Annotated in this window: 24 protein-coding genes and 3 tRNA genes; 23 read left to right on the forward strand and 4 right to left on the reverse strand. The window is 65.8% G+C overall.

What is annotated here, in order from left to right:
- Positions 1-58: 58 nt before the first annotated feature.
- Positions 59-1138: an AraC family transcriptional regulator gene (locus AC1AYN_RS03380; protein WP_476532093.1), complete on the reverse strand. Its 1080-nt coding sequence runs from the start codon at positions 1136-1138 to the stop codon at positions 59-61.
- 223 nt (positions 1139-1361) lie between these two features.
- On the opposite strand from AC1AYN_RS03380, the gene AC1AYN_RS03385 reads away from it, so the two are divergent.
- The 3 genes from AC1AYN_RS03385 (at position 1362) to AC1AYN_RS03395 (ending at position 4459) form a co-directional block, all read left to right on the forward strand.
- On the forward strand, positions 1362-1523 hold the full coding sequence (locus AC1AYN_RS03385; RefSeq protein ID WP_476532095.1) for a hypothetical protein: 162 nt from the start codon (positions 1362-1364) through the stop codon (positions 1521-1523).
- A gap of 148 nt (positions 1524-1671) precedes the next feature.
- Positions 1672-2379 (forward strand): SDR family oxidoreductase, encoded by a 708-nt coding sequence (locus AC1AYN_RS03390; protein ID WP_476502021.1) that lies wholly within the window; start codon positions 1672-1674, stop codon positions 2377-2379.
- Positions 2380-2512: 133 nt separating this feature from the next.
- Positions 2513-4459: a DEAD/DEAH box helicase gene (locus tag AC1AYN_RS03395; RefSeq protein ID WP_476532097.1), complete on the forward strand. Its 1947-nt coding sequence runs from the start codon at positions 2513-2515 to the stop codon at positions 4457-4459.
- A gap of 107 nt (positions 4460-4566) precedes the next feature.
- On the opposite strand, the gene AC1AYN_RS03400 is transcribed toward AC1AYN_RS03395, so the two are convergent.
- Positions 4567-5856 (reverse strand): alpha-amylase family protein, encoded by a 1290-nt coding sequence (locus tag AC1AYN_RS03400; RefSeq protein WP_476501735.1) that lies wholly within the window; start codon positions 5854-5856, stop codon positions 4567-4569.
- 411 nt (positions 5857-6267) lie between these two features.
- Between AC1AYN_RS03400 and AC1AYN_RS03405 the strand changes: the two genes are divergently transcribed.
- Positions 6268-9159: a CAP domain-containing protein gene (locus AC1AYN_RS03405; protein WP_476532099.1), complete on the forward strand. Its 2892-nt coding sequence runs from the start codon at positions 6268-6270 to the stop codon at positions 9157-9159.
- Between the two features lie 128 nt (positions 9160-9287).
- Here AC1AYN_RS03405 and bcp read toward each other — a convergent pair whose 3' ends face one another.
- Together bcp and AC1AYN_RS03415 are read right to left on the reverse strand one after the other, a co-directional pair.
- Positions 9288-9791: a thioredoxin-dependent thiol peroxidase gene (gene bcp / locus AC1AYN_RS03410; RefSeq protein ID WP_476532101.1), complete on the reverse strand. Its 504-nt coding sequence runs from the start codon at positions 9789-9791 to the stop codon at positions 9288-9290.
- Positions 9792-9893: 102 nt separating this feature from the next.
- Entirely contained in the window at positions 9894-10760 is an 867-nt protein-coding gene (locus AC1AYN_RS03415; protein ID WP_476501733.1) for a D-hexose-6-phosphate mutarotase, read from the reverse strand.
- Positions 10761-10838: 78 nt separating this feature from the next.
- Here AC1AYN_RS03415 and holA point away from each other — a divergent pair, with 78 nt between their 5' ends.
- The 19 genes from holA to sucC all read left to right on the forward strand — a co-directional run bounded on the left by holA (position 10839) and on the right by sucC (position 25503).
- Positions 10839-11807 carry a DNA polymerase III subunit delta gene (gene holA, locus AC1AYN_RS03420; RefSeq protein ID WP_476501732.1) on the forward strand — a complete coding sequence of 323 codons (969 nt, stop codon included), beginning with the start codon at positions 10839-10841 and terminating at the stop codon, positions 11805-11807.
- A gap of 17 nt (positions 11808-11824) precedes the next feature.
- Complete coding sequence (gene tsaE / locus AC1AYN_RS03425) at positions 11825-12409, forward strand: tRNA (adenosine(37)-N6)-threonylcarbamoyltransferase complex ATPase subunit type 1 TsaE (protein ID WP_476502020.1); 585 nt, start codon at positions 11825-11827, stop codon at positions 12407-12409.
- Positions 12410-12509: 100 nt separating this feature from the next.
- Positions 12510-13340 (forward strand): tRNA (adenosine(37)-N6)-threonylcarbamoyltransferase complex dimerization subunit type 1 TsaB, encoded by an 831-nt coding sequence (tsaB, locus tag AC1AYN_RS03430; protein ID WP_476532103.1) that lies wholly within the window; start codon positions 12510-12512, stop codon positions 13338-13340.
- Positions 13340-13969: a GNAT family N-acetyltransferase gene (locus AC1AYN_RS03435; protein WP_476532105.1), complete on the forward strand. Its 630-nt coding sequence runs from the start codon at positions 13340-13342 to the stop codon at positions 13967-13969. Before tsaB ends, AC1AYN_RS03435 begins: the two co-directional genes overlap by 1 nt.
- Complete coding sequence (gene tsaD / locus AC1AYN_RS03440; RefSeq protein WP_476501729.1) at positions 13966-15009, forward strand: tRNA (adenosine(37)-N6)-threonylcarbamoyltransferase complex transferase subunit TsaD; 1044 nt, start codon at positions 13966-13968, stop codon at positions 15007-15009. Before AC1AYN_RS03435 ends, tsaD begins: the two co-directional genes overlap by 4 nt.
- Positions 15010-15140: 131 nt before the next feature.
- Positions 15141-15213: transfer RNA gene (locus AC1AYN_RS03445), tRNA-Asn, on the forward strand.
- 177 nt (positions 15214-15390) lie between these two features.
- Positions 15391-15813: a hypothetical protein gene (locus tag AC1AYN_RS03450; protein ID WP_476532106.1), complete on the forward strand. Its 423-nt coding sequence runs from the start codon at positions 15391-15393 to the stop codon at positions 15811-15813.
- Between the two features lie 88 nt (positions 15814-15901).
- On the forward strand, positions 15902-16858 hold the full coding sequence (locus tag AC1AYN_RS03455) for a hypothetical protein (protein WP_476532108.1): 957 nt from the start codon (positions 15902-15904) through the stop codon (positions 16856-16858).
- A gap of 237 nt (positions 16859-17095) precedes the next feature.
- A tRNA-Asn gene (locus AC1AYN_RS03460) sits at positions 17096-17168 on the forward strand.
- Between the two features lie 49 nt (positions 17169-17217).
- Positions 17218-17290, forward strand: a tRNA-Asn gene (locus AC1AYN_RS03465).
- A 118-nt stretch (positions 17291-17408) separates the two neighbouring features.
- A complete protein-coding gene (locus tag AC1AYN_RS03470) occupies positions 17409-17651 on the forward strand; it encodes a hypothetical protein (RefSeq protein ID WP_476532110.1) in 243 nt (80 codons plus the stop codon).
- 167 nt (positions 17652-17818) lie between these two features.
- On the forward strand, positions 17819-19870 hold the full coding sequence (thrS, locus tag AC1AYN_RS03475) for a threonine--tRNA ligase (protein ID WP_476532112.1): 2052 nt from the start codon (positions 17819-17821) through the stop codon (positions 19868-19870).
- 129 nt (positions 19871-19999) lie between these two features.
- Complete coding sequence (locus AC1AYN_RS03480) at positions 20000-20755, forward strand: YebC/PmpR family DNA-binding transcriptional regulator (RefSeq protein WP_476501726.1); 756 nt, start codon at positions 20000-20002, stop codon at positions 20753-20755.
- A 7-nt stretch (positions 20756-20762) separates the two neighbouring features.
- Positions 20763-21347 (forward strand): crossover junction endodeoxyribonuclease RuvC, encoded by a 585-nt coding sequence (ruvC, locus tag AC1AYN_RS03485; protein ID WP_034528302.1) that lies wholly within the window; start codon positions 20763-20765, stop codon positions 21345-21347.
- An 80-nt stretch (positions 21348-21427) separates the two neighbouring features.
- Complete coding sequence (gene ruvA, locus AC1AYN_RS03490; protein WP_476532114.1) at positions 21428-22048, forward strand: Holliday junction branch migration protein RuvA; 621 nt, start codon at positions 21428-21430, stop codon at positions 22046-22048.
- Positions 22049-22084: 36 nt separating this feature from the next.
- Positions 22085-23167, forward strand: coding sequence for a Holliday junction branch migration DNA helicase RuvB (ruvB, locus tag AC1AYN_RS03495; RefSeq protein ID WP_476532116.1), 1083 nt, complete (start codon positions 22085-22087; stop codon positions 23165-23167).
- Positions 23168-23215: 48 nt separating this feature from the next.
- Entirely contained in the window at positions 23216-23620 is a 405-nt protein-coding gene (yajC, locus tag AC1AYN_RS03500) for a preprotein translocase subunit YajC (RefSeq protein ID WP_476532118.1), read from the forward strand.
- Between the two features lie 2 nt (positions 23621-23622).
- A complete protein-coding gene (locus AC1AYN_RS03505) occupies positions 23623-24204 on the forward strand; it encodes an adenine phosphoribosyltransferase (protein ID WP_476501722.1) in 582 nt (193 codons plus the stop codon).
- 96 nt (positions 24205-24300) lie between these two features.
- A complete protein-coding gene (gene sucC, locus AC1AYN_RS03510) occupies positions 24301-25503 on the forward strand; it encodes an ADP-forming succinate--CoA ligase subunit beta (protein WP_476532120.1) in 1203 nt (400 codons plus the stop codon).
- Position 25504: the final 1 nt, after the last annotated feature.

Below are 25504 nucleotides of genomic sequence, written 5' to 3' on the forward strand. Positions count from 1 at the left end.
CGGCGGAATTCCGCCGAAACAGGGAATCCCCCTTACCGCACCATGGGGATTCGTCGTCCTAGGCGCGGGCGTTGCGATAGGCGTTGGGGGTCATACCGAAGCTTCTGCGGAAGACACTGATGAAGTAGCTCGACGAGGAGAACCCGCAGGCGCGCGCCGTCTCCGCCACCGAGGCGTCCGTGCCGGACAGCATGCTTTTCGCCTCCTCCAGACGACGGTCGGTGAGACATTCTCCGGGAGTGCGTCCGACATGCCTGCGGAACAGGATGCAGCATTGGCTGCGGCTCACCCCGCCCGCCGCGGCGATATCGTTGAGGTTCAGCGGCTCGTCGAACCGTCGTTGGATGAGGCCGATCATGTTGAGCACCGACATGCGGTCGCGTTGGCCGGTCACGCCGTCCGCCGTCCCGCCGTCGGAATCCTCCGTGGGGGAGAAACGGTCGATCACGGCGTCGCACAGGCGTATCGCGGCCGCGACGGCGGGCAGCGGGTCGTCGCCGGCATGGCGGTCGCCTCGTGCCGACGAGACCGGCGAGAACGGTGAATCCGATGGAGTCGATGCGCCCGTCAATCCGGATGCTCCCGGCACCGCCGGCATCCCCGATATTCCCGACGATCCGGCCGTGACCGTCGCCGCCGTCGCGTCGGTGCCGGCGGCGCCACGCATGCCGCCGCCCGGCGTGAGGCGCACGACCTCCTCGATGCCCATCAGCACGTCGCGTTGCCATGGCACGTCAGGAGACAATGCGAGGCAGTCGTCCATGCGCTGGGCGAACGCCCGCTCGCAGCGTTCTCGCGTCGCCGCGGTCAGGTTCTCGAATAGTTCCGTGCCGATGACCGCGCATGAGAACCACGCCTCCTTGCGTTCGGGGGAGAAGGAGTAGTGGAGCCGGCTGGAATTGATCACCAATCCGTCCCCGGGGTGCATGACCACCGTCCGCCCGTTGACGAAATAGTGGAGCGTGCCGCTGACCACGCGGATGAATTCGAGGTCCCGATGCCAGTGGCAGGGGCATCGGTAGTCGGCGAACGCGGAGATCGGGTCGCAATGCGCGTAGATCGGCAGCTCGGGGATGTTGTAGTGGATGCGTTCCGACATGTCGGAGAACACCGTGATCCGTTTCGTCACCGTCGCCATGGAACGCCTCCATCTCCGGCCGTCGTGCCGGATTCATCGTATATACGATTTTGATATTATCATCGCCGTTGACGCGATGGCGGCGTCGTGGCGGCGTGTTCCGGAGCCGTATGCTTAAGGCATCTTCGCACTGCAGTGGAAGAACGGAAAAAGGAATGCGACTCGCCGGGATGTGGACGATTACGCCATATCCCGGCCTGTCGGAACCAAGGGAGTGATTTCCATGCGTACCATCATTGACACCGAAATGAACGTCAAGGCCGTCTCCATGCTCACGCGCTTCTTCGCCGCCTGCCGCGAATGGATGGCGGAACGCCTCGCCGTCCCGTACGAGGACGACTGGCTGGCCATCTGGTACCCGAAGAACGTCGCGCAGATGGCATGATTCATCGGCCCCAGGGCCACCTATGGCACGCCGGAACGCGACCGGGAGGGCGCGCCGCCGGGCGAAACGCGAAACCGCGTCGGAACGGTTCGATAGCCTGAACCATGACCCAAGAACCCATCCTCGTGAGGGAGAACCGGATATGGCAATGCAATCGAACGGGAAGAACATCGCAATCGTCACCGGCAGCGCGCTCGGTCTCGGCTACGAGCTGGCCAGGCAGCTCATCGCCGAAGGCTGGTTCGTGGCGGGCGTCGACTTCAACGCCGAGCGCCAGGCCGAACTCGAAGGGGAGTTTGGCGCCGAATCCTACAAGGCGTTCGTCGGCGACGTGTCCGACGAGGCGTTCGTGAACGCCTCCATCGCCGAGATTGCCGGACTCGGCCACGTCGACCTGCTCATCAACAACGCCGGGCAGCCCTCGTTCAAGACGCCCACCGCCTACGAGGCCGCCGACGTCGACAAGTGCCTCAAGGGTCTCAAAGGCATGATCCTGTGGTCGGTCGCCACGCTCAAGGCGGATGGAGAGGCCGATCTCAAGATCGCGAACGTGATGAGCACCGCCGCCACGCGCGGCAACGCCAACGAATCCGTCTACTGCGCGACCAAGTGGGGCGAGAAGGGCTACACGCAGAGCCTCAAGGCCGCCTACAAGGGCACGAGCGTGAAGATCGTGGGCGTCTACCCGGGCGGCATCGACACCGCGTTCTACCGCGACAGCCACGACTACGTGTCCGAGGAGAAGCAGCACACGTTCATGGACCCGGCCCAGCTCGCCGGCGTGATCCTGTTCAACCTCGTCAACGACGCGAACCTCACCGTCTCCGACATCCTCATCGAACGCAACTACGTGTGACCCACATGGAGTGATTGATCGGACCGTAAGGCCGATGCCTTGCGTGCGACGCCGCACGCAAAGTATCGGCCTTACGCTACTGTCGTATGGTTTGCGCAAACCGCGCATGATCCATATGACATGAAAGGCCGTTGTGCCAGATACAACCTTCTCCGCGCCCGTCGTCGAGACGCGCGCCAAGACCTTCTTCGAACTCGGCGTCCCCGAGCCGTTGTGCCGCGTGCTCGACGCGGACGGCAAGACCGAGGCGTTCCCCATCCAGGAGGACACCCTTCCCGATTCCCTCGCCGGCCGTGACATCCTCGGCCGTGGCCGCACCGGCTCGGGCAAGACGCTCGCCTTCTGCATCCCGCTCGCCGCGCGCCTGTGCGAGGCCGCGTGGGAGCCGGGCATGGCGATGTCCGAATTCCGCCGCAACGTCAAGTTCATCCGCCGCGAGCATCTCGCCGAACGCGAGGAGCGCGGCTTCCTGCCACATCCGCACGGGCTTGTGCTCGCGCCGACGCGCGAGCTCGCCAACCAGATCAACGACGTGCTCGAACCGCTTGCCCGCATGATGGGCATGACCACGACCACCGTGTACGGCGGCGTCAAACAGAACCGTCAGGTGCGCGACCTCAAGTCCGGCGCGGACATCGTCGTCGCTTGCCCGGGTCGTCTCGAGGACCTGCTGCGCCAGAAGCTGCTCACCCTGTCCGACGTGCGCGTCATCGTCATGGACGAGGCGGACGAGATGGCGGACATGGGCTTCCTGCCGCCGGTGCGCCGCATCCTTGGCCAGATCCGTCCCGACGCGCAGCACATGCTGTTCTCCGCGACGCTCGACCACGGCGTCGACGGTCTGGTGCGCGAGTTCCTGCGTGAGCCGAAGACGCACAGCGTGGACGAGCCGGCCGCCGTGGTCGACACGATGACCCAGCATGTGTTCGAGGTGGCGAAGGACGACAAGTTCGAGGTGGTGCGTCAGCTGGCCGCCGGAACCGGCAAGCGCATCCTGTTCACGCGCACCAAGTTCCAGGCGAAGAAGCTCGCGAAGAGCCTGACGAACAGCGGCGTGCCCGCCGCGCAGCTGCACGGCAACCTCAACCAGAACCAGCGCGACCGCAACCTCGCCGCGTTCGAGGATGGTGACGTGAGCGTGCTGGTCGCCACCGACGTGGCGGCCCGCGGCATCGACGTGAGCGACGTGGAGCTCGTCGTGCAGATCGACCCGCCGGACGATCCGAAATCGTTCGTGCACCGTTCCGGCCGCACCGCGCGCGCCGGCCATACGGGCGACGTGGTGACGCTCGTGCTCCCGTTCCAGCGCCGCGAGGCGAAGCGCATGCTCAAGGCCGCCGGCATCGACGTGAAGCCGATCGCCGTGCGCCATGATTCGCCGGAAGTGCAGGAGCTCGTGGGGGAGCGCGCCCCGATCGTCAAGGATTGGAACCTCGACGACACGCAGCCCGCCGGCAATCCGCGCAAGCGCAAGGACCGCAAGGCGCGCAAGAACGACAACGCCCATGGAGGCAAGCGCGGGAACGGCAGGCGAGGCGACGGCGGAGCCGGCAGGTCGCGCACGCCCGCGAACATCACGTTCGTCGACGACTTCGATGCGGTCGACGAGACCGGATTCGACGATCCGTTCGCGGACGGCGGCGACGATTCGCGCCGGAACCGTCGTGGCGGCCATGGTGGTCGCGACGACCGCCGCGCGGACCGTTCGACGCGACGTTCCTCCCGTGACGAGCGCGGCCGCGACCGACGCGAGCAGCCGGCCGGGCGGAAGAACCGTGCCGAGCGACGCGCCGGCATGCGCGACGCCGAGGCGGAACGCCGCGACCGCCGTTTCGAGACCGGCGACTCGCATCGCTCCAAGCGGGGCGGCTACCGCGACGACACACGTTCGGACCGCAGCTCGAAGGGCGGCAACGGAGGCAAGCGCATCCACCGCAGGGACGAGAACCGCGTCGTGCAGGACGAGCGCGGTGAGGCCGCGAAGCGCCACGACCGCCGCATGATCGCCAAATACGGTTCCACGGACGGCCCGCGCCGCCGCCACTCCAAGCGCAAGACCATCCCCTTCCGCACCCGCTGATCCCCTCCTTATGCTCCTCTGGTTCCTTCCAGAGGCATTGGCTTTTTCTCTTGCTCCCCCTGAAGGGGGAGCTGGCGGCGAAGCCGTCTGAGGGGGTGCACCCGGCGCTAATACCGGTACGCCACACGCCCATCCGCATCGGAAATCGTGAACGTCGGCTCGTCCTCGACGCTCAACTCCACGCGGATGTGCGTGTGCCCGTCTGCGGCGACCGCCCGGTACACGTAGCGCTTGTTCTCGAGCACGTCCTTCTCGACGCGCGCGTCCTGCAGCCACGGGTTGCGGCGGCGCAGCGCGATCAGCGCCTGGTGCAGGCGGTACACGGGCTCGCCGAGCTTCGACAGCTGCTCCGGCGAGTCCGGGAATTTGGGCCGCACGTCGTCGTCGCCGCCGAACCGCTGCTCCTTGACGCCCACGTACCCTTGCTCATCGCCGTAGTAGATGCTGGGCACGCCGCCGACCGTCATCAGCACCGCCAATGCGAGCGCGGCCTTCTTCGGCCCGATCTCGGAGGCGATGCGGGTCACGTCGTGGTTGCCGATGAACGTCTGTGGGATGAACGTGTCGAGGAACGCGTTGTGCCGGGTGAGGTTCCAGTCGAGTTCGAAGAAGTTGTCGGTTTCGAGCGCGTGACGGATCGACTTCCACAGCTCGTACTGCGTGATCGAATCCATCGTGGATTCCACCGCGATGCGCGGGTAGTCGCCGTGGATTACCTCGCCGAAGATCCACGTATACGGGTGCGCGGCCTTCATCTGCGGCAGCACCTTCGCCCAGAATCCGCTCGGCACCGCGTAGGCGGCGTCGAGCCGCCAGCCGGATGCGCCGCGGTCGAGCCAATGGTTCATCACACGCGTCACGTAGGTGACCGTCTCGTCGCTGCCGTGGTCGAGGTCGACGAGGTCGCCGTGGCCTTCGAACACGTCGAGCACCGGCTCCCCGTTTGCGCCGGTCGCGGTCTTGACGAGTCCATGCCAGGGGTTCCCGGCGGGGGAGAGCGTGCCGGAGGCCTCGTCGAGCGCTGCCTGGACGGCCGGGTGGCGGCGCGACACGTGGTTGAAGACGCCGTCGAGAATGATGGACATGCCCATGCCGTGGCAGGCTTCGGCGAGCCGGTCGAACGCCGCGTCGCCGCCGAGCCGCACGTCGACGTGCATGTGGTCGAGCGTGTCGTAGCCGTGCGTGGCGGATTCGAAGATGGGGCCGAGCAGCAGACCTGACGCGCCCAGGTCGCGCATGTACGGCAGCCAGGGAATCAGCGCGTCGAGCCCCCGGCCGTGGAATTCGCGCGGACCCTGCGGGCGGATGTCCGCGCCGCAGAATCCAAGCGGATACACCTGCCAGAACACTCCGTAACGCACCCAGTCCGGCAGTTCGTTCGCCTTGTTCGCAACCATCAGGCACCTCCTGTCCGATGCGGACGGCACCACCCATCCGCGTTGACACCGTGTCTATTTTCTCACGATTAGAATGATGCGCGCGCAGGACGCGCCGCGTCGTCGGAATCGCGGCACGAGAACGGAGCCGGCTTTCCCACATAATGGTCATGGGCTCAAACTTTGCCCGTAGTGGCGCATCATAGACACATCGAGATGATTCATGGCTTGAAGACTCGGCGAAGTCGCCGGTGCGGCACGCCTCGAACGACGGCGTTCACGACAGGTTCGCGGGGTTTGTCCGGTTGTGAAGGATGTCGGGCCCCTCCGAGGATATTCTCCCCTGATTAGGCCCGACGGTCGGGCGAGTGTACAGGGACGTATTCGCCCGGTCTCGGACAGGCACATCCCTGATGAGTGGAAGGACTCGAGATGAAGAACGGTTCGAAGGCGGCTCTCGCGGTTGTGGTGACGGCGGGCACGTTGTTGGCTCCGCAGACGGCGATGGCCGGCGAGACGGCCACGCCGACCGATCAGAGCGCGGCCCAACAGGTCGAGCAGGCCCAAGCGCAAGTGCAGGCGGCCCAGGCGCAGATTGCCTCGGCGGCTCCGTCAGGCGTCCCGGAGGCACAGGCGAAGGCCGATGCGGCGGCGGCCGCGCTGGACCAGGCGCAGCAGGCATTGGACGCGGCCCAGCAGAGCCAGCAGGCGGCGCAGGACCAGCAGCACAAGGCCCAGCAGAGCCAGCAGGTCGCGGCGGAAAACCAGTCACAGGCGGCGAAGGACGCACAGGACGCTCCCGCGAAGCTCGAACAGGCGCAGCAGGCGGCGAAGGATGCGCAGACCTCGTTGGATGAGGCGTCGAAGCAGCTGGATGCCGCCACCGACGAACAGTCGAAGGCCACCCAGACCGAGTCGGATGCCCAGGCGAAAGCCGATGCGAACGACAAGCAGGCGCAGGATGCGCATGCGAAGCTGGATCAGGCGCAGCAATCGGCGGATAATGCGCAGGCCAAGGCGGACAAGGCCGACGCGGACAAGGCCCAAGCCGAAACGGACAAGGCCCAAGCGGACGAGGACGTGGCGGATGCGACCCAGGCGAAGCAGACCGCTCAGTCGCAGCTCGACCAGGCCACCTCCGGCAAGGACGCGGCGGACGCGGCGAAGAATGCGGCGGACGCGGCGGCGGCGAAGGCGCAGGCGGATCTGAAGACGAAGCAGGCCGAAGAGGCGGATGCGGCCGCGTCCAAGCAGGCGGCGGACGAAAAGGTCACGAAGCTCGAGCAGGGCGACACGGGACTCAACGAGGCCGCCGCCAAACTCGCCAAGGCCGAACAGGCGTTGAAGGACGCGCAGGCGGCGCAGGCGCAGGCGGACGCGGCGAAGAGCGCGGCGGACGCGGCGGCGGCGAAGGGCCAGGCGGATGCGGCGGACCTTCAGGCACAGGCGGACGCGGCACAGAAGACGGCGGACGAGAAGAAGACGGCGGCGGACAACGCGCAGGCCCAGTGGGACAAGGGCGCGTTCGGCTTCTACGAGACGTACGGATACCAGAAGGCGGTCGGTCTCAGGGATGGAGGCACGGGCGACTCCCAGGTCGACAGCTGGTCGGAGGCGTACAAGAAAGGCGTGGCGGCCGGCACCATCCGTCCGAATGATCCGGACAGCGCATTCAGCCTCGACAATATGGCGAAGGCCGTGTCATCGATGAAGAAGATCAACGAAATCCGCAAGAGCCTGGGACTCCCGGAGCTGAAGTGGAGCGCATGGGAGCAGGCGATGGCGCAGTCCGTCACCGACGGCAATGCGTTCGGCAACATGGGCCATGATTTCTACGACAGCGGCCAGAACCTCGCATGGGGGTACGGCGAACAGCCGGAACAAGGCTGGTACTATCAGGAGAAAAAGGTGTGGGATGCCGCGGTCGCCAAGGACCCCAGCCTCGAGCAGTACAAGAACGACCCGTATGCGCTGATGCAGAAGGACTATGCCCTGTACGTCTCGGTCGGCCATTACCTGAACATCATCAATCCGCAGGCGACCACGATCGGCGGAGGCTACTCGGCCGGGAAAAACGTGTCAGGCCAGAACTACGGCTGGGATGCCGGCGATCTGACGGTCGACGAATACGAGAAGCAGCTGACCTCCTACATGGACGGATTGAAGAACGCGCCGCAGGCCTACCAGGAGGCTTTGGCGGCGGCCAAGTCCGCGTCGGACGCGGCGGCGAAGGCGGCGGACTCGTACGCGAAGCTCGTCGAACAGGCCAAGACCGCGCAGGCGGCGCTCGACAAGGCGAACGGAACCGTATCGGATAGCGAGAAGGCCCTCGCCGAAGCGAAGGAGGCGTACGAGGACGCCCTCGCCGCGCAAGGCGACAAGGCGGACGCGTTGAAGAAGGCGAAGGAGGAGCAGTCGAAGGCCGCGGATGCGCTTACGGCCGCGAGAACCGCCACCGAGGCCGCGAAGAAGACCGTCGATGAGACGGCTTCAGCCGCACAGGCCGCCGCCGACAAGGCGGCGGACGCACAGGCCGCGGTGGACGCCGCCAAGCAGGATGTGACCGATGCGGACGCGAAGCTCCAGGACGCCACCCAGCGTGCCGCGGACGCGCAGTCGCGCATCGACGGGGCGACCGCCGACAAGGCCGCTGCCGAATCCGAATTGAAGGATGCGAAGGCCGTTCTGACCGCGGCGAAGACCGCCGCTTCGAAGGCGGATGCGGATAAGGCCGCGTCCGACAAGGAGCTTGCGGCGGCGAAGCAGGCCGTCAAGGACGCGAACGCCAAGGTCGAGGCCGCGAAGACCGCCAAACAGGACGCCCAGGAGGATCTTGACAAGGCGAACGGGGACATCGACCGCTACACGGACGCGCAGGCCCGTCTCGACGCGGCCAACAAGGCCTTGGACGAGGCGAACAAGGCCTTGGACAAGGCGAACGCGAAGCTCGACGAGGCGAACAAGGCGCTTGATGCGGCGAAGGCCGACTACGAGGCGAAGAAAGCCGACAAGGCCGCGTCCGACAAGGAGCTAGCGGCGGCGAAGCAGGCCGAAGCGGATGCCAAGAAGGCTTCGGAGGAAGCCGCCAAGAAGCAGGATGCCGCCCAGTCCAAGGTCACGCAGGCGAAGAAGAGCCAAAAGGCGGCGGTGAAGGCGAAGAACGAAGTGGAAGCGAAACTCGACGGCACACCCACCGACGGACTTGCTTCGACAGGGTCCGACCAGTCGACGATGCTCACGCTCACCGCGATTCTCGCCATCGTCGGCACCGGCGCGGTGCTTATCCGCAGGCGTCAGACCAGGAGCGATTCCTGGGATCGGTGATATCGCTTTCCCGGGCGTCCCTCCGGATGCGATGAGGCGTTCCACGAAGATTCTTCCTCGGGGAACGCCTCATCGTGGCAGGATGCCGCCACCGTGTCCGACGATGGCGGAAGACGGGTCGGCTTCGGTCAGCCGAGCCGCTTCAGCAGCGAGTCCACGTGGCCTTTGGCACGCACGTTGTAGCGGGCGAGCGTGATCGTGCCGTCCGCGTCGATGGCGAACGTGGAGCGGATCACGCCCACGTGCGTCTTGCCGTACAGCTTCTTCTCCCCGTAGGCGGCGTACAGTTTGTGCACCGTCAGGTCCGGGTCGCTCAGCAGCGGGAACGACAGGTGGTCGCGTTCGCGGAACCGCTGCAGTTTGGCGAGCGAATCCTTCGAGACGCCGAGTACCGTGTAGCCGAGCGAACCGAGTCGCGCCATGTTGTCGCGGAAGTCGCAGGCCTCGGTGGTGCATCCGGGCGTCATCGCCGCCGGATAGAAGTAGAGCAGCACCTTGTCCCCTTGTGAGGTGAGTCCGGACAGGGTGACGGTGGTCTCGTCGCCGTCCGGATTCACCGCGGGAAGTGTGAAGTCCGGAGCCGGTTGACCGGTCTCGAGACGGGATGGCAGCGGTTCGGTTTCGGTTGGCATATTGTCTTTCCCCCTTGTTGTGTGAATTGTCGTGTTTCAGCGGGACTACCCCTCAGTCGGCATTGCCGACAGCTCCCCTGACAAGGGGAGCCGAGGGCGGAGCTACTTTACGGCGAGGGTCTGGGAGAGGGTGTGGGATTCGCCGGGGTGGAGCGTGATCATGCGGTCGCGGTTCGCGGCGGCCTCCACGCAGGCGAATCCGCGCCATTCGCCGGCCTCCAGGTCGCCGATCGCGTTGCCGGCCTCCTCGCCCGGATTCCACACGACCGTCGCCGTCGCTCCTCGCGAGGAGATCAGGATCGTGCGGCCGGCCGCGTCGTCATGCAGTTCGAGCGGCGCATCCGTCAGATAGATGCGGTCGACCATCGTGCCGTCGAACGCCACGTCGCCCGACTGCGTGCGCACCGGGAAGCCGGGCAGCGTCGTGTCCAGATAATCCGCGCCGTCCAAGCCGACGACGCGGGCGCGCGTCACGTCGTCCACCGCCAGATACGTGTGCAGCGCCGCCTCGTAGGAGAACGCGGCGTCGCCGTCGTTCGTCACCGTCAACGCCATCGTGATCGACTCGCCGGCGTCCACCGTGTAGGACGCGTGGAAGCGCGGGGCGTCGTTGCCGACGAACTGCGCGAGCGTCGCGTCGTCGATTTCGTCGGAGTCGAGCGCATACTCGGCGTGACGATCAGTGATCGAACCGTCCACCGGATGCCAGAAGCTCGACCGCGCGAACCCGTGCTTGGGCGTCTTCGCGGCATCGTTGGCCGGATCGAATCCGGAATTGAACCATGGGAAGATGACCGGCACGCCGCCGCGGATCGCCTTCCCCTCATGCAGATGGATCGCACGCGGACGCCAGACCACGTCCGACTGTCCTTGAGGCGCCCAACGCAGCACGTGCGCGCCGTAATCGCTGATCGAAGCGGAACCGTCGGCGTTGACGAGATCGCGGATCGTGAACGATGCAGAACCCATGTTTCCTCCAAACCACAGATGATGGGCGGGTCCGTTCCATTATGCCAGTTGTCCAGCGGATGTGGGGTGATGGGGAGCATGGCAAGACAGGCAGGCAAGGCACCGGTCATCGTGGTGTACGGGGGAGACCCGTATCTCAACGGCGAAACCGTGCGCGAACAATGCGACGCGGCGCTGAAACGCCGACCGGACGCGGAACTCGTCGAACTCGACGCGGCCACGGCGGACCGCTACGCCTTCGACGAGGCCGTCAGCCCCTCCCTGCTCGCCGACGTGGCCGTCGTGCGCGTCGACGACCTGCAATCCGCGGACGAGAAACTCGGCGACAGCATCGTCGACTACTGCAAGCAGGCGGCCGCCGACCCGGACAGCTCCAGCATCGTCATCTGCCGGCACGAGGGCGGCAACAAGGGCAAGCGTCTGCTCGATCGGCTCGTCCGCGCCGGCGCGCGCAAGGTCGAGGTACCCGACCTGAAGAAGCCGGACGCGAAACTCAACTACGTGCTGCAATGCTTCGAGAAACAGGGCAGACGAGTCGAGCCGATCGCCGCCCAGCAGCTCGTCGACGTGCTCGGCGGCAGCATCGGCGAACTCACCGCCATGTGCGGGCAACTGTGCTTCGATTTCGACGACGATCCGATCGGACTGGACCGGGTCAACCAGTATCTGACCGCCAACGCGCAGGTCACCGGATTCAACGTGGCCGACGCCGCCATGGCGGGCAACACGGCCGACGCGATCGTCAAGATGCGCTCCGCCGTGGAACAGGGCGTCGAACCGGTCGCGCTCATCGGCGCGTTGGCGTCGAAGCTCAGGGCCGTGGCGAAGGTGTCCGCGTTCAACACGGGCAGGATCAGCGCCGCCGAACTCGGCATGTCCCCGTGGGCGCGCAAATACGTGAAACTCGGCGGCTGGACGTCCGCCGGCATGGCCGCGTGCATCCGCACGCTCGCCTGGGCCGACGAGGAGTGCAAGACCAACGGGGGAGACCCCATGTATGCGCTGGAGCGCAGCATCGAGACGATCGCGACGAAAGGACGGGCATGAGCGGGGAGCGAAACGGGATGCGGGGCGACGGGACGATCGTCATCGAGGCGCCTACGGGCGACGACATGCGTGCATTGGGACGCCGTATCGCGGCGCGCGTACGTGGCGGCGACGTGCTGCTTCTGTCCGGTCCGCTTGGCGCCGGCAAGACGACGCTCGCGCAGGGATTCGGCGAAGGGCTCGGCATCGGTGAGCCGATCGTCTCGCCGACGTTCACCATCGCCCGTGAACTCGACGGACGGTTCGCCGACGGGAGCCCCGCGCATCTCGTGCACGTGGACGCATACCGTCTCGGCGGCGCCGACTACGCGCCCGGACAGGCGGCCGTGAACCGTCTGCTCGACGAACTCGAATCGCTGGGACTTGACGAGGAGCTCGAAGACACCAGCGACGATACGGTCGTGCTCATGGAATGGGGCGAGCAGATGGCCGCCGCGCTCGCGCCGGAACGGCTTGAAATCCACATCGCGCGCCCGCTGTCGGAAACCGGTTCCGGCGTCGCGTCCGGTGCCGTGGACGCCGACGGCGAACTCACCAGCGACGGCACGCGCATCGTCACGCTGGTGCCGGTCGGCGCGCGCTGGAGCGGGTTCACGCTCTGAGCGGGCGGCCCGCACGCGGCGGTGTACACTCTCTACAGGTCTGACTACAGGTCCGAAGAATCATGTCGGAGGAATCACGAGCACACGTCGGGAGGATGCATTGGGCTGCACATTGGTGATCGACACGTCATACGGCTCCACCGTAGGCGTCACAGGGCATGAGCCGATCGTCGAGACCGACTCGCGCACCCACGTCGAACGACTGCAGGTGAACATCGCGCGCGCGGTCGACGAAGCCGGATACGCGCCGCGCGACATCGACACGGTGATCGTCGGCACCGGTCCCGCGCCGTTCACCGGACTGCGCGCCGGCATCGTCGCCGCCAAGGCGCTGGCGTTCGCCACCGGCGCGGAACTCATCGGCCACGACGTGCTCGCACCGCAGGCGCAATGGAACCTCATCCGGCGCGGCAAGGCCGGCACGCTCGGCGATCCGAAGACGCGCCACGTGCTCACGCTCGCCGTGAACGACGCACGCCGCAAGCAACTCTACTTCGCGCTGTATGCGAGCCGGCTCGACGGCGATGGAACCGGCGAGACCGGCGACAACGGGAACACCGGAACCGCGGTCCGCGAGCTCATCGCCATGGACATCGACTATCCGCCATCAATCGCCGACCGCGTGAACGCCGCCGTACGCGAGGTCGCGGCGACGGCGGACGGCGAGATCGTCGTCGACGTCGTCGGCCATGGCGCGGCGAAATACGCCGACGCGCTGCGCGGCATCGACCATCTCGGCGACGTGACCGACGAATCCGTGTTCGACCAGGGACGGCAGGGCGTCGAGATCTTCGCGACCGACGCGACGCTCGCGCATGCGCGCGACCCGCAGGCACCCGTCGAACCGCTGTATCTGCGCCGGCCGGACGCCGAGGTGCCGGCGCCGCTCAAGCACGTGCTCGGCCATGAGGGAGCGGGGAGGAAGGACTGATGCTCGTCGCACTGGACGACCTCGACCGTGAGACCGCCGTCGCCGCCGTACGCGCGCTGGAGGTCGAGCTGTTCGGCAACCACGCGTGGAGCGAGAACGCGGTACGGCAGGAGCTCGACGCCCCCGCACGCGTCTACGTGTTCGACTGCGAACGCGAACAGGGCGACGGCGCATGCGGAGACAGGGGGGAAGGCCATGTGCCGGGCCCCGACGGCTGCGTGCCGGGCATCGTGCGCGGATTCGCCGGATACTGGTACGACGGCGAGGACGCGGAGATCATGGACGTCGGCGTCGGCCGACGCTACCAGCGCCGCGGACTCGCCGCGCGCATGCTCACCTGGCTGATCGGCCACGCGCGCGAACAGGGCGCGCGACGCATGCTGCTCGAAGTCGCCGTGAACAACGAGCCCGCCATCGCGCTGTACCGGCGGTTCGGATTCGAACGCGTCGGACTGCGCAGACGCTACTACCAACCGGAAGGCATCGACGCGTACGTGATGGCGCTGGAACTGAGCCCGCGCGTCGTCGGGTTCGCGGGAGCGAGGAGCCGCGAGGTGAGCGGGGCGGACGCGACGAATACGGCGGCGGGCGGAACGGACATGAACGGAGAAACGGAGAAGACGCGATGAGCGAACCGATCGTACTGGGCATCGAATCCACTTGCGACGAGACGGCGGCCGCCATCGTCCAGGGGCGCACGCTGCGCTCCAACGTGGTCGCCTCCTCGATGGAGGAGCACGCGCGCTACGGCGGCGTCATCCCCGAGATCGCCTCGCGCGCGCACGCCGAAGCGTTCGTGCCGTGCGTGTCCAAGGCGCTGGCCGATGCCGGCCTCGAACTCGCCGATGTGGACGCAATCGCCGTGTCCGCGGGCCCCGGACTCGCCGGATGCCTCGCCGTCGGCGTCTCCGGCGCGAAGGCACTCGCATGGGCGAGCGGCAAACCGCTGTACGGCATCAACCACGTGATCGGGCACATCGCCGTCACCCAGCTCCAGTTCGGACCGTTCCCCAAGGACACGCTCGCGCTCATCGTCTCCGGCGGGCACACGTCGCTGCTGCACGTCGAGGACGTGGCGCGGCACATCGACGTGGTCGGCACCACGTTGGACGACGCGGCGGGGGAGTGCTTCGACAAGGTGGCGCGCCTGCTCGGCTTCCCCTACCCGGGAGGCCCGCACATCGACCGGCACGCGCAACACGGCGACCCGCATGCGATCCGCGTGCCGCAGGGGCTCACGCAGGGCAAGGCCGGTGCGAAGCACCCGTACGACTTCAGCTTCTCCGGCGTGAAGACCGCCGTCGCCCGCTGGGTGGAGGGGGAGCAGGCCGCGGGGCGCGAGATCCCCGTCGACGACGTGTGCGCCTCGCTCGCCGACTCGGTGGCCACCGTGCTCGCGAAGAAAGCGATGCGCGGCTGCCGCCAGTATGATTCCGACACGCTGATCGTGGGCGGCGGATTCTCCGCCAACTCGCAGCTCAGGGCGAAACTGCTCGAATACGGGCGCTCCAACGGCGTCGAAGTGCGTATCCCGGAACTGAAGCTGTGCACCGACAACGGCGCGATGGTCGCGATGCTGGGCGTGAACCTCGTCGAGGCCGGGGTCGCGCCCAGCGCGCCCGATTTCGCCATCGATTCGGCCATGCCGCTGACCAAGGTGGTGATGTAGGGATTTCGGCGCCGGTCTTCGATGCCGCGTAGCGCGACACGCCGAGTTGCGTTATCGGAGACCGGCGCGTATATTCATCACTCGTTGCGAACGCGCCCGGTTGTGACTGGGAGTGGTTGATAATTGAATATTCCTGCGTAGCTCAGTTGGCAGAGCATCCGACTGTTAATCGGACGGTCACTGGTTCAAGCCCAGTCGCAGGAGCCCATCGGAAGCCATCGGCATGTCGCCGGTGGCTTTTTGTTTTCACTCCACCATGAACAGCCGACACGCCGAAGGCCGGGCAGTAAACGGTAGATATATACCGGCATGTCCGTGGGCGCCATACCGTGGCATCGATGCCGCGATCACGCGGAGTCCGAGAAACGGAGGAGACGGATCATGATGATCACCTTGTTGGATTTGTGTATTCTACTTGTCGTCGGTGCTGTGGCGTTGCTGATTTCATTCGTCATCGCGCCGTTGCGGACGCTTGCATTGGTGATTCAGAAACTCGTCGGGGCCTTTGGGGTGCTCCTTGTCATCACATGCGCCTTTCTCTGGTTCGATGGGCATAAACCCCCGATCGAGGTCGTGCTGCTCATTCTCGCCTGCATCGGCATCGGTGTGATGACCCAATGGTTCATCGAGCGACCCACCCGACGCGAACGGAGGCAATTGGAATACGAAGAACGGATGCTCCAGCTGCAGCGCCAGCGCGCGGAACTGGAGACTCGAGGGTTCATACCGGAGGAAGACACTGCCTACCGCACCTACCGCGCGTCGGCGACTCGCGGGAATCGGCCGCCATACGACGTGCGCTGATGGGAAGCGACACATGCGTGCGAATCCGAATCATGGTTCCCAATCGGGCATAATGGGATGTCGGCATTCACGAAAGGAATCAATGAGGATGCGGAACGAGAGTGAAGAAACGGAATCCGTCACCGTTGACGGCAAACCCACGGGAGCGAGGCGTCCGAAATGGCTGTGGCCTGTGGTCGCGGTCGTCTGCGTGGTTGCATTGGCCGCCGGGCTCGGCGGCTGGCGCGCCTATGGGGCGCATGGTTTGGAGGCTGCGAAGGCGTCGTGCGCGGAGGCCTCGGATGCGGCGCGTGTGGCGGCGAACGAGTATGACGCGCTGCTCAACGGGGATGCGGCCGCGGCGGCGTCCGTGAAGTCGTCGCAGGTGAAGGACGCGAAGACCGTCGACGCTCTGTCGAAGGCGGTCAAGACGGCGACTCCCGAATATTCGGGCTGCGTATCCGACGACAAGACCGGGATGGACGCGGCCACGGCAAAGCTCGATGAACAGACCGGCTGGTACAAGGCGCATGTGAAAAGCCTCAAGAAGGCGGTCGCAGCGGTGGAGTCGTCGAAGCTCGACAAGACCATCGATACGGCGACCGCGCTCCTCAAGTCCAGCGATGGGAAGGTCGCGGACGGCAAGACGCGCGACGAATTGGCGAAGGCCATCAAGGCGCGTGACGCGGACGCGATCGACAAGGCCACGTCCGCGGTGAACGCGAGCGTGAAGAAGAAGTCGGATGATGAGGCGAAGGTCAAGCAGGAGGCCGAAGCCGCGCAGCAGGCGGCTGCCCAGCAGTCGGCGGGCGCGGCCGCTTCGACCAGCGGCCAATCCTACGCGGGTGGTGGTTATGCGAACACCGGGTACTCGGGTGGCGGCTACAGCGGTTCGTCCTATTTGGGCGGTGGCTACACGGACCCGTCCACCCCGGCCATGGGCGGTGGCACGACCAGCGGTGGCACCACGGGAGGTGGGGCAGCCGACAGCGGCCCCGAATGGGGAGGCGGCTGCGAGGTCAGCACTTCTAACCCGTCTTGCGATACCGGTTGGATTCAATGGTGATTTGTAAGGTCTCGGCTCAACTGAGCCGAGACCTTTTCTTATGTGTGTTTTGCCGTTATCGGGTGTTTGGTTTTCCTGTGGTGCGTGTTGGGATGATGTCCGGGGGCTCGCCTGCCTGTCCTCGCCCGAGGGTGGGTGGCCGCGACACGCCGGGTTGCGTCATCGGGGTTCGGCGCGTATATTTTCCACTCGTTGCAAACCTGCGGGTTGTTCCGCTGGAGCGTGATAATTGAATATTCCTGCGTAGCTCAGTTGGCAGAGCATCCGACTGTTAATCGGACGGTCACTGGTTCAAGCCCAGTCGCAGGAGCTTCACCCCGGAAGGGCCTCGGCTCGACAGGGACGTGATAATTGAATATTCCTGCGTAGCTCAGTTGGCAGAGCATCCGACTGTTAATCGGACGGTCACTGGTTCAAGCCCAGTCGCAGGAGCTTTGACGGAAAGCCTCAGGTGCATGCCTGAGGCTTTCTGCATGTCGAAACCGAGGTGACAACGTAGCCGCAACCTTGGCGCAACGGATTCGGCGCGTCAGCCACGGCAAAACCGCGGATGGCGGTACCATCGAAGACGAACGGGAACGATCACGGCGAGGAGGCCGTCATCATGGATGTGAGGATACTGAGAATCGAACGGGGCGTATTCGCCGTGCTCCACAACGGAAGCGGAGCCGGAACCGTGCGCAAGCAGACCGTCGGCCTGAAATGCATGTGGCTGGCGGACGGTGCCAACGGTGCCCAGGGCGTGTTCCCCTCGAAGAAGACCGCAGCCCAGTGGCTCGTGCAGCGCGCCTGACGGCGTCGGCCCGCATACACCCTCCATACGGCTTCGGTTCACCTATGCGTTCGCTTGGTGAACGCAGCTTGCGCATGTCGCCTCACCGCCCTACAGTGTGCAACTGTTGATTACACGTCCAGGCCTGCACATTGGTAACGCGGACCCAGATAGCAAAGGACACCATCATGGCGCAAAGCTCCATCTCCATCACAGTCAACGGCGAAGCGAAGGAGGTGGAAGCAACCACCACCGGCGTCGAACTCTTCGCGGACGACAAGAACATCATCGCCGTGCGTCTCAACGGCGAACTGCGTGACCTGTACACGCCGCTCAACGACGGCGACGCCGTCGAGTCCGTCGCGCTCGACTCCGAGGACGGCCTCGGCATCATGCGTCACTCCGCCACGCACGTCATGGCGCAGGCGGTGCAGGAACTGTTCCCGAACGCCAAGCTCGGCGTCGGCCCGATCATCAAGGACGGCTTCTACTACGACTTCCAGGTCGACCAGCCGTTCACGCCGGACGATCTCAAGCAGATCGAAAAGCACATGCAGCGCATCATCAAGTCGTCCCAGTCCTTCCGCCGCCGCGTCGTGAGCGAGGAGGAGGCCCTCGCCGAAGAGGCCGACCAGCCGTTCAAGATCGAGCTGATCCAGGACAAGGAAGCGCACCTCGACCCGTCCACCGCCACCGAGATCTCCGGCAAGGAGCTCAGCTTCTACGACAACGTCGACCGTGACGGCAACGTCGTGTGGAAGGACCTGTGCCGCGGACCGCACCTGCCGAACACCCGCTTCATCAAGGCGTTCAAGATCGAGCGTTCCGCCGCCGCCTACTGGCGCGGCAGCGAGAAGAACCCGACCATGCAGCGCATCTACGGTACCGCGTGGGCCACCAAGGAGGACCTCAAGGCCTACCAGACGCGTCTCGAGGAGGCCGCCAAGCGCGACCACCGCAAGCTCGGCGCCGAAATGGACCTGTTCTCCTTCCCGGAGGAGATCGGACCGGGCCTCGCCGTGTTCCACCCGAAGGGCGCCGCTGTCATCAACGCGATGGAGGACTACTCCCGCGAGATGCACCGCAAGCACCACTACAGCTTCGTGCAGACCCCGCACATCACCAAGGGCGGCCTGTACGAGACCTCCGGCCACCTGCACTGGTACAAGGACGGCATGTACCCGCCGATGCACCTCGACGAGGAGCGCGACGCGGACGGCAACATCACCAAGCCGGGCGCCGACTACTACCTCAAGCCGATGAACTGCCCGATGCACAACCTGATCTTCAAGTCGCGCCAGCGCTCCTACCGCGAGCTTCCGCTGCGCCTCTTCGAGTTCGGCACCGTGTACCGCTACGAGAAGTCCGGCGAGGTCCACGGCCTGACCCGTGTGCGCGGCCTCACCCAGGACGACTCCCACATCTACTGCACCCGCGAGCAGATGAAGGACGAGCTGACCAGCCTGCTCACCTTCGTGCTCAACCTGCTCAAGGACTTCGGCCTGTCCGACTTCTACCTGGAGCTGTCCACCAAGGATCCGGACAAGTACGTCGGCTCCGACGAGATCTGGGAGGAGGCGACCAACACGCTGCGCGAGGTCGCCGAGGCGTCCCATCTCAACCTCGTGGCCGATCCGGGCGGCGCCGCGTTCTACGGCCCGAAGATCTCCGTGCAGGCGCGTGACGCGATCGGCCGCACCTGGCAGGTGTCGACCATCCAGCTCGACTTCAACCTGCCCGAGCGCTTCAAGCTCGAGTACATCGCGAAGGACGGCACGCACCAGCGTCCGGTGATGATCCACCGCGCGCTGTTCGGCTCCATCGAGCGCTTCTTCGCCGTGCTGCTCGAGCACTACGCGGGCGCGTTCCCGGCGTGGCTCGCCCCAGTGCAGGTGCTCGGTGTGCCCGTCGCCGACGAGTTCGCCCCGCACCTCGCCGGCTTCGTCAAGAGCCTCGAGGACGAAATGGTCCGATGCGAGATCGACTACTCCGACGATCGTTTCGGCAAGAAGATCCGCAACGCCTCCAAGTCCAAGGTGTCGTTCATCCTCATCGTCGGCGAGGAGGACATGAACAACAACGCGGTGAGCTTCCGCTTCCGCGACGGCAGCCAGCTCAACGGCGTCCCGGTCGACGAGGCGCGCGCCCAGATCCTCAAGGTAATCGCTAAGCGCGTCCAGGTCAACTCCGCCGACGACTTCAAGGCCGCCGTGGCCGACGAGCCCGTCGACGCCGAGTGATCCGCCGCTGATCCTCAGCGGGCCGGCCGGGATGCGGACGCCACGTCCCGGCCGGCCCGCGTTGTCGGCTTAACGCCATACAATCGTTTCGTTTGTCAGATATCCGTCTCATAACCTGCTAGGAGCATTATGTCAGGTCATTCCAAGTGGGCGACCACCAAGCACAAGAAGGCCGCCATCGACGCCAAGCGCGGCAAGCTCTTCGCCAAGCTCATCAAGAACATCGAGATCGCGGCCCGCATGGGCGGCGGCGACCCGGATGGCAACCCGTCCCTGTACGACGCCATTTACAAGGCCAAGAAGGCCTCCATGCCCGCCGACAACATCAAGCGCGCCGTCAAGCGCGGCTCCGGTGAAGAGGCCGGCGGCGCCAACTACGAGGACATCGTCTACGAGGGCTACGCCCCCGCCGGCGTTGGCCTCATCATCGAGTGCCTGACCGACAACCGCAACCGCGCGGCCGCCGAGGTCCGTTCCACCCTGACCAAGGGCAACGGTTCCCTGGCCACCTCCGGCTCCGTGTCCTTCAACTTCGAGCGCAAGGGCCAGATTGTGGTCCCGTCCGAGGGTGTGGACTTCGACAAGCTGTTCGAGGCCGCCGCCGAGGCCGGTGCCGAGGACGTCCAGGACGACGGCGAGGTCTTCACCGTCATCACCGACCCGTCCGACGTGCACACCGTGCGCCAGGCCTTGGTCGACGCTGGTTTCGAGTACGATTCCGCCGACTTGGTCATGGCCCCGAAGAACGAGGTCGAGCTCTCCCTCGAGGACGCCCGCAAGGTCTCCAACCTCATCGACAAGCTCGATGACCTCGACGACGTGCAGAACATCTACTCCAACTGGACCGCCTCTGACGAGGTCATGGCCCAGCTCGACGAGGAGTAGTCCGCACGTGATCATCCTTGGCGTCGACCCCGGGCTCACGCGCTGCGGGGTCGGCGTGATCGAAGCCGGCGCCCACCGCCGGCTTTCGTTTATCCACGTGGACGTCGTGCGCTCCTCGCCGGACGTGTCGCAGGACCTGCGCCTGCTCGCCATCTACAACGGCCTGGTCGAGAAGATCGAGACGTACGCGCCCGACACCGTGTCCATCGAACGCGTGTTCGCCCAGTCGAACCGCAATACGGTGCTCGGCACCGCGCAGGCGGCGGGGCTCGCCATGCTCGCCGCCGCCCAGCGCAACATCCCCGTGGCGCTCCATACGCCGACCGAGGCGAAGCTCGCCATCACCGGCAACGGCCACGCGCAGAAAATCCAGATCGAGCGCATGGTGACGCGCATCCTCAACCTCAACACGATGCCGACGCCAGCCGACGCCGCCGACGCGCTGGCGCTGGCGATCTGCCACGCCCTGCGCCCGGCCGGCGCGCTGCAGGGCGGCGAACGCGAGGAACATCTCACCCCGGCGCAACGCCAATGGGCGGAGGCATCCAAGAAGGCGACGAAACGCCGGTTCAACGCCGACCGCGGCATGTGACGCGACCACACCGCCATGCGACTTCGCGAAACGCCGCATGATGGTGTACACTGTCGAACAGCTGTTCGAAAGGAGTCGCCGTGATCGGTTCGCTGAAAGGTGTGGTGGAGACGGTCGACGCCTCGTCCGCGCTCATCGAGGTCGGGGGAGTCGGCTACGAGGTGCGCATGCCCGCCGCCGACCTGTCACGCGTCCACGGCGGCGCGGAGACGCGCGTCTACACGTATCTCAACGTCTCTCAGGACGCCATCACCCTGTACGGGTTCCTCGAGCCCGCGGCGAAACGCACGTTCCTGCAACTGCTCAAGGTCTCCGGCATCGGCCCGAAGGTCGCCCTGTCGCTGCTCTCCACGTTGAACCCGAACCAGCTCGCCAAGGCCGTGGCCGACAACGACGCCACCGCCCTCGCCAAGGCTCCGGGGCTCGGCAAGAAGGGCGCGCAGAAGATCATCCTCGAACTCAAAGGGTCGATCAATCTCGAAGACATCGAATCCGGGGCGGCCGTCACCACCGCCAAGCCCGAGGACAAGGGCGCGCTGCAGGTCGTCGAGGGACTCATCTCGCTCGGCTGGCGCCAGCAGGACGCCGAACACGCCGTGCGGGAGGCGTGCGAGGCCAACGGCATCGCCACGCCTCTCGCCGTCGGGGACGTGCCGCGCGTGCTCAAGCTCGCGCTGAACTCCCTGGACCGCGGCATCTGACAGGAAGACGTCTGACGAAGGACCGGAGGTGAACGGATGAACGAACCCTACATCAGCGGCTCGGTGGCCGAAGGCAACGAGAACATCGGGGCGAACGAGGAGTCGCTGCGCATGGTCTCCTCCCAGCCGGTCGGCAACGAGCCGGTCAGCGACGAGGAGCTGCGACCGCACGTCCTCGACGGTTTCATCGGCCAGCCGCGGCTCAAGGCGCAGCTCCAGCTGTTCCTCGACGCCGCGCGCAAGCGCGAGGTGCCGCCGGACCATATCCTGCTCGCCGGCCCTCCAGGCCTCGGCAAGACCACTCTGGCGATGATCGTCGCCAACGAGCTCGGCGTGCCGATCCGCATCACATCGGGTCCCGCCATCCAGCATGCCGGCGATCTCGCCTCCATCCTGAGCTCCCTCGACGCGGGGGAGGTGCTGTTCGTCGACGAGGTGCATCGTCTGCCGCGCGCCGCCGAGGAACTGCTGTACATCGCGATGGAGGATTTCCGCGTCGACGTGATGGTCGGCAAGGGGCCCGGCGCATCCTCGATTCCGCTCACCCTGCCCCGTTTCACGATGATCGGCGCGACCACGCGCGAAGGCATGCTGCCCTCGCCGTTGCGCGCGCGTTTCGGCTTCACCGCGCATCTCGACTTCTATCCCGTCGATGAGCTGGAGAAGCTCGTCGAGCGCTCGGCCTCGGTGCTCGGCCTCGCGTTGGAGGAGGGGGCGGCCCATCAGCTCGCCCTGCGTTCCCGCGGCACGCCGCGTATCGCGAACCGTCTGCTGCGCCGCGTGCGCGACTGGGTGATCGTCCACGACCTGCCGTCGGCGGGGCCGGACGACGTCAAGGAGGCGCTGGCCCTCTACCAGATCGACGCCGAGGGGTTGGACCGTCTCGACATCGCCGTGCTCAACGCCATCGTGCGCAACTTCAACGGCGGGCCGGTGGGACTCAACACCCTGGCCGCCATGGTGGGCGAGGAGTCGGAGACCGTGGAGACCGTATGCGAGCCGTATCTCGTGCGCGAGGGGTTCCTGGTGCGTACGCCGAAGGGCCGTGTGGCCACGCTCAAGGCGTGGGACCATCTCGGCATACGGCCGAAAGAGGACGTTGTCAACAAGCTTTTCTAAACTTCAGAAGTTGGACTAGTCGTTTCCAATCGGAAGGAATTCCCCTCAATGGATCCCAATATGCTTTTCATCGTCGTGCTCGTCGTGGTCATGGGCGGCATGATGTGGTTCCAGTCCAAGAAGAACAAGGAACGCCAGCAGCAGGTCAAGGACTTCCGCGCCAACCTCAAGCCCGGCACCGAGGTCATCACCATCGGCCAGATCATCGGCAAGGTCGTCTCCGTGGACGAGCAGTACGAGGAGATCGTCATCGACTCCGAGGGCTCTCTGCTGCGCTTCTCCTACAGCGGCATCGCCAAGGAGTACGAGCGCCCCGCCTTCATCTCCGACGACGAGGTGGATGAGAACGGCAACCCGCTCCCCAAGGACGAGGACGCCGCCGACGACGAGGCCCAGGTGGACGTCGACACGTCCGTCGAGCAGAACAACGCCGACGCGAAGAAGGCCGAGTGACCATGACCGGTAGCGACATCACGATTCGCGATCTGGAGAAGGTGGGAGCCGAGGACGCCGCATACCTCGTGTCCCTGATCCGTTCCGTCCCCGGGTTCCCGAAGGAAGGCATCATCTTCCGCGATTTCATGCCGGTGCTCGCCGACCCGCGCGGCCTCGACATCCTGCTGCGTGCGCTCGAAGCCGCGCTGCCGGTTCCGGCCGATTCGTTCGACGCGATCGCCGGTCTCGAATCCCGCGGATTCCTGTTCGGCCCCTCTCTCGCCCATCATCTCGGCAAGGGCTTCATCGCCATCCGCAAGGCGGGCAAGCTCCCGCCGGAGACCATCGGCGAATCCTATGACCTCGAATACGGCACGGCCAGTGTCGAGATCGAGACGACCGCCGTCAAGCCGGGGGAGCGCGTGCTCATCGTCGACGATCTGATCGCGACCGGCGGCACGGCGAAGGCCGGCGCCGACCTCATCGAGAAGGCGGGCGGCACGATCGCCGGATTCGGCTTCGTCATGGGTCTCGAAGGCCTTGACGGGCTCGACAAGCTCGGCGACGTCCCCACATCGACGCTCATCTCCATGCCGGCCTGATCCCGGCGCAACGGTTTTCGGCCGCCACCACAGCCCATCATGGGCATGGTGGCGGCCATGTCAATAGTCAACAAGTCACAAGCACACGGAAGAGCCATGGATCTTTACGAATACCAGGCGCGACAGCTGCTCGAGGAGCAGGGCATCCCCACCCCGAAGGCCGTCTACGCGCAGAACTCCCATGAAGTAGCCGAAGCCGCCGAACAGCTCGGCTACCCCTGCGTCGTCAAGGCGCAGGTCAAGATCGGCCATCGCGGCCAGGCCGGCGGCGTCAAGCTCGCCAAGACCCGCGACGAGGCGATTCTCGAGGCGGAGGACATCCTGCCGATGACCATCCACAAGCACAAGGTGAACGGCGTGCTCGTGGCCGAGGGCAAGAACATCCTCCACGAGTACTACGTGTCCATCTCCGTGGACCGTACCTCCCGCGACTACGACGTGCTCGCCACCGCCAACGGCGGCACCGAGGTCGAGGAGATCGCCAAGGAGCATCCGGAGGCGGTGAAGCGCCTGCACATCGAGGCCCTCGACGACTTTGATCTCGAGGCGGCCACGAAGATGGCTGAAGGCATCGGCTTCTACCATGCGGACGTCGACCAGGCCGCGCAGATCCTGCTCAAGATGTGGAAGTGCTTCAAGGAGAACGACGCGACGCTCGTCGAGATCAACCCGCTCGCCAAGATCGGCGATCCGGACGACGAATCCTCGAAGAGCCTGTGCGCGCTCGACGCGAAGATCTCCCTCGACGACAACGCCGCCTTCCGCCACGACGGCTGGAAGCGTTTCGCCGACCCGCTCGCCAACGACGAATTCGAGCGCCGCGCCAAGGACCATGGCCTGCACTACGTGCACCTCAACGGCCAGGTCGGCGTGATCGGCAACGGCGCGGGCCTCGTCATGAGCTCCCTCGACGCCGTCTCCGGCGCCGGCGAGGAGCAGGGCACCGGCATCAAGCCGGCCAACTTCCTCGACATCGGCGGCGGCGCCTCGGCCGAGGTCATGGCCGCCAGCCTTGAGATCGTCGTCTCCGACCCGCAGGTCGAATCCGTGTTCATCAACGTCTATGGCGGCATCACCTCCTGCGAGCAGGTCGCCAAGGGCATCCTCGAGGCGATTGACACGCTCGGCGGCACCAAGCCGATCGTCGTCCGCTTCGACGGCAACGCGGCCGCCGAGGGCCTCGCCATCCTCGCCGAATCCAACAACCCGAACGTGCACGTCGCCGAGACGATGGAGGAGGCGGCGCATCAGGCCGCCCGCATCGCGGCCGACGCCATCGCAGCCAAGGAGGCCAACTGAT

It is taken from the genome of Bifidobacterium sp. LH_413, assembly GCF_056357015.1.

What these genes read in the sequence shown, in the direction of transcription:
- AC1AYN_RS03380 (WP_476532093.1), bottom strand. Translation starts at nt 1,138, where the DNA reads ATGGCGACGGTGACGAAACGGATCACGGTGTTCTCCGACATGTCGGAA.
- AC1AYN_RS03385 (WP_476532095.1), top strand. Translation starts at nt 1,362, where the DNA reads ATGCGTACCATCATTGACACCGAAATGAACGTCAAGGCCGTCTCCATG.
- AC1AYN_RS03390 (WP_476502021.1), top strand. Translation starts at nt 1,672, where the DNA reads ATGCAATCGAACGGGAAGAACATCGCAATCGTCACCGGCAGCGCGCTC.
- AC1AYN_RS03400 (WP_476501735.1), bottom strand. Translation starts at nt 5,856, where the DNA reads ATGGTTGCGAACAAGGCGAACGAACTGCCGGACTGGGTGCGTTACGGA.
- AC1AYN_RS03405 (WP_476532099.1), top strand. Translation starts at nt 6,268, where the DNA reads ATGAAGAACGGTTCGAAGGCGGCTCTCGCGGTTGTGGTGACGGCGGGC.
- bcp (WP_476532101.1), bottom strand. Translation starts at nt 9,791, where the DNA reads ATGCCAACCGAAACCGAACCGCTGCCATCCCGTCTCGAGACCGGTCAA.
- AC1AYN_RS03415 (WP_476501733.1), bottom strand. Translation starts at nt 10,760, where the DNA reads ATGGGTTCTGCATCGTTCACGATCCGCGATCTCGTCAACGCCGACGGT.
- holA (WP_476501732.1), top strand. Translation starts at nt 10,839, where the DNA reads ATGGCAAGACAGGCAGGCAAGGCACCGGTCATCGTGGTGTACGGGGGA.
- tsaE (WP_476502020.1), top strand. Translation starts at nt 11,825, where the DNA reads ATGCGGGGCGACGGGACGATCGTCATCGAGGCGCCTACGGGCGACGAC.
- AC1AYN_RS03435 (WP_476532105.1), top strand. Translation starts at nt 13,340, where the DNA reads ATGCTCGTCGCACTGGACGACCTCGACCGTGAGACCGCCGTCGCCGCC.
- tsaD (WP_476501729.1), top strand. Translation starts at nt 13,966, where the DNA reads ATGAGCGAACCGATCGTACTGGGCATCGAATCCACTTGCGACGAGACG.
- AC1AYN_RS03450 (WP_476532106.1), top strand. Translation starts at nt 15,391, where the DNA reads ATGATGATCACCTTGTTGGATTTGTGTATTCTACTTGTCGTCGGTGCT.
- AC1AYN_RS03455 (WP_476532108.1), top strand. Translation starts at nt 15,902, where the DNA reads ATGCGGAACGAGAGTGAAGAAACGGAATCCGTCACCGTTGACGGCAAA.
- AC1AYN_RS03470 (WP_476532110.1), top strand. Translation starts at nt 17,409, where the DNA reads ATGGCGGTACCATCGAAGACGAACGGGAACGATCACGGCGAGGAGGCC.
- thrS (WP_476532112.1), top strand. Translation starts at nt 17,819, where the DNA reads ATGGCGCAAAGCTCCATCTCCATCACAGTCAACGGCGAAGCGAAGGAG.
- AC1AYN_RS03480 (WP_476501726.1), top strand. Translation starts at nt 20,000, where the DNA reads ATGTCAGGTCATTCCAAGTGGGCGACCACCAAGCACAAGAAGGCCGCC.
- ruvB (WP_476532116.1), top strand. Translation starts at nt 22,085, where the DNA reads ATGAACGAACCCTACATCAGCGGCTCGGTGGCCGAAGGCAACGAGAAC.
- yajC (WP_476532118.1), top strand. Translation starts at nt 23,216, where the DNA reads ATGGATCCCAATATGCTTTTCATCGTCGTGCTCGTCGTGGTCATGGGC.
- AC1AYN_RS03505 (WP_476501722.1), top strand. Translation starts at nt 23,623, where the DNA reads ATGACCGGTAGCGACATCACGATTCGCGATCTGGAGAAGGTGGGAGCC.
- sucC (WP_476532120.1), top strand. Translation starts at nt 24,301, where the DNA reads ATGGATCTTTACGAATACCAGGCGCGACAGCTGCTCGAGGAGCAGGGC.